Consider the following 2,999-nt stretch of genomic DNA (forward strand, 5'->3'; position numbering starts at 1 on the left):
CCTGCTTTGGGAGCAGGAGGCCGGGAGTTCGAATCTCCCCACCCCGACCACAACTGGTTGATCTCGCGTCGGCGAGGTATCACGGATGTATCAGGTCGACGGGCCTCACACGTGGGGTTCGAGTCTCCCGGTTCGCCGATCGTTGGCTACAGCGGAGAGCAGGGAGGTGCCGCCGTTCTGTCCTGTCATTACTGAGCGTGGTCAAGTCGGAGAACACCGATTGCAGGTAGGAGTGTTAGTGTATACACTAACACTTATGACAATCTCTGCGATGATTCGAAATGAGCGGGATGCTCTGGGTTTGTCGATTCGCGACCTCGCCGCGCTGGCAGGGATCTCGTATCCGACAATTTCGCGGATCGAGAACGGTCATGAAGACCCGCGTTGGGACACGTTGACGAAGATTTCGGCAGCGCTCGGCAAGACGCTCGTTCCCACGTTCGAGACACGACCGATCCTGCGGCTCGCGGAGATCGACATCGATGGCACCACCGGCGAGCCGAATTGGACCTTGCTGCGCTCGTTCGCTGATCAGATCACGTTGCACCCCGAGTGGACCGCAGCCGCGATCGCAGACGTCCCATCATCGGGTTCGTCGTTTATGTCGAATCTGCTCGCCGCGATCGCTGAGAGGCTTGCGGATAACGCGAGGATCCAGCGGCCAGGCTGGACGAAACAGGTTGCAGCGCTCGAGTCGCCGTGGGCAGCGCCGGCGACGCCGCGGCGACGGGCGATGAACGCCGAGAACACGCCGGCTCAGTTCGCTGCACGCCGAATCACATTGCCTGAGCGGGCGATCTGGCGTGATCGAGAACTGATCCCGACATGACGTTGCTCGACGGCGAAGCGATCAAAGCGCTCATTGTTGAGGTCGCAGCCGAGCTCGACGATCAGGTCGAGCGAACGATCATCATCGTCGGAGGATCACTGCTCGCATGGCACGGTCTCCGCGACGCGACCGAAGACGTCGACTCGATTCGTCGGCTCGATGACGCACTGCGTCACGCGGTCAAGACAGTCGCAGCGCGTCACGGACTGGCGGCCAACTGGTTGAACGATCACGCGGCGCCGTGGGCGCCGGCCACGCTCGATGCGAACGCGTGTGAGGTGTTGTTCGAGCAGGGCCAGCTGCGCGTGCTGGGTCTGCCGCTGCGCGACATCTTTTTGATGAAACTCAACCGTGGTGATCCGCTGGACTTGGTCGACATGCGATCTATCTGGCCGCTGGTGCGCGGTGAGTTCGCATCGTCGGCGGAGGTGCTGGCGGCGTATTACGCAGCGTTCCCGAACGAAGACCCTGCAGACGACCCGTACCTCGGAGCCTTCGTCGTCACGGAACTTGAGAAGGGCGGGTTCGCTCTTCTATTGGAGTGAACGCTTCGACGCGGCCACTAGTTGTTCCCGTCGGAACGCCGGAGGGGATGTATCAGCGATGTATCAGTTCGGGGAGCACTGGGCTGTGTTGGCCTGTCCGGATGGTGTCGGTCTGTGCGGACATCACCCCAGCTAGATCACTACGTTTCGACAGCTTCCGGTATAAGCCGGTACTCACCGGTACCCCCGTCTTTCGGCTTTGGGAGCAGGAGGCAGGGAGTTCGAATCTCCCCACCCCGACCAGTGTTGACGGGGCGGTCGCCGACGAGCCGTCTGCCCGATGTGTCGATGTATCACGGATGTATCAGGCTTCGTATCGGTCTACGTCATCGGCCTCGGTTGAGCGGGACATCCTCGGCGGGCGGTGTGATTGCCCCATGTCCACTCATGGGCCTGGGAGCGAGCTCGACGTACGGAAATGAGCGTCGTCACCGTTCGCTCTACGACGTGAAGTGAGTGACTCGACGTAGGCCTCCAGAATCCGATCTTGTTCGATGTACTAAATTTGATACACTCGTCTCGTGAAAGTGAGTGATGTTCTGACCCAAGAGCGAGCCCGCGTTGGGGTGACTCAGGCGGAGCTGTCGCGCGCCACGGGTGTGAGTCGGCCGTTGGTCAGTTCGTACGAGCACGACAGAAACAGCCCGAGCGTCGATCAGATGACTCGGTTGCTCTCGCCGCTTGGGTTGGAGCTGAGGGTTCAGCCGCTGATGACGAGGGAGGATCGTCGCTCGCTCGGGTTCGCTCTTCGCGTCGTCACGCACTTGCGAGGCGATCCTGAGGGAACGCTTCGGCGGGCTCGGGCACAGCTCGTACGTCAGCGAGATCGAACGACCGACAACGAGTTGCCGTGGCTTGACGTGTGGGAGTCGATCTTGAGTTTGCCGGTTGGCGTGGTCTGTGGCGTCATTTCCGATGAAGGTGAGTTCGCTCGTGATCTCCGGCAGTCGTCACCGCTGACGGTGGTGTTGAATGACGACGAGCGACTCGAGGTCATTCGTGAAACGAAGTGAGCTGAGCCATATCATCCGCGCGGCGGCACGGATTCTCGACGACCCGAACATTGTCGTGATTGGTTCGCAGTCCATTCTCGCGTCGTATCCCGAGGCCACGCTGCCCGCCGAACTGTTGATGTCGATTGAGGCCGATCTGCTGCCGCGTGGTGGCGACGACGACGCGGACATGATCGACGGAGCGATCGGCGAAGGTTCGAGCTTCCACGAGGAGTTCGGAATCTACGGACAAGGCGTCGGCGTCGCGACCGCTGTCCTTCCAGGCGACTGGCGGGACCGTCTCGTTCCCCTCACCGATGCAGCGACCGGTGCAATCGGATGGTGTCTCGACCCGCACGACCTCTGTGCAGCGAAGCTCATCGCGGGACGCGAGAAGGACCTTGAGTTCGTCGAGGCTGCAGTCGTTCACCGGCTGATCGATCCGATGTTGGTCGTTGAACGCCTCTCGGATGTCGATGACCTACGCGTTGAAATGGCTCGGTCGCGCGCTCAGCGAATGGAGCCGAGGGGCATGCCAGCGAGCGAGCGAGTGAAGTGGAGGCGGCAACGGGAGATGGCGTTGCGTCAACGACGCGAATCTGCCGAGCCGATCGATTGGTACGGCGAACACCG

The 2,999-nt window shown here is 61.4% G+C and carries 4 protein-coding genes and 1 pseudogene; all 5 read left to right on the forward strand.

The annotated features are described in order from the left end of the window. Window positions 1-256 precede the first annotated feature (256 nt). Window positions 257-829, forward strand: coding sequence for a helix-turn-helix domain-containing protein (locus ACH2EI_RS00670; protein ID WP_395152459.1), 573 nt, complete (start codon window positions 257-259; stop codon window positions 827-829). Continuing rightward, window positions 826-1,374, forward strand: coding sequence for a DUF6036 family nucleotidyltransferase (locus ACH2EI_RS00675; RefSeq protein ID WP_395152458.1), 549 nt, complete (start codon window positions 826-828; stop codon window positions 1,372-1,374). Before ACH2EI_RS00670 ends, ACH2EI_RS00675 begins: the two co-directional genes overlap by 4 nt. Before the next feature lie 527 nt (window positions 1,375-1,901). Then, a pseudogene (locus ACH2EI_RS00680) lies at window positions 1,902-2,060 on the forward strand (helix-turn-helix transcriptional regulator); the annotation flags it as partial. A 24-nt stretch (window positions 2,061-2,084) separates the two neighbouring features. Then, window positions 2,085-2,387 (forward strand): hypothetical protein, encoded by a 303-nt coding sequence (locus ACH2EI_RS00685; protein WP_395158838.1) that lies wholly within the window; start codon window positions 2,085-2,087, stop codon window positions 2,385-2,387. Next, window positions 2,374-2,999, forward strand: a 626-nt coding sequence (locus ACH2EI_RS00690; protein WP_395158836.1) for a DUF6036 family nucleotidyltransferase, incomplete at its 3' end; no start/stop codon positions are given. The genes ACH2EI_RS00685 and ACH2EI_RS00690, both read left to right, overlap by 14 nt.

The organism is Ilumatobacter sp. (genome assembly GCF_041688325.1).
Lineage (GTDB): Bacteria > Actinomycetota > Acidimicrobiia > Acidimicrobiales > Ilumatobacteraceae > Ilumatobacter_A.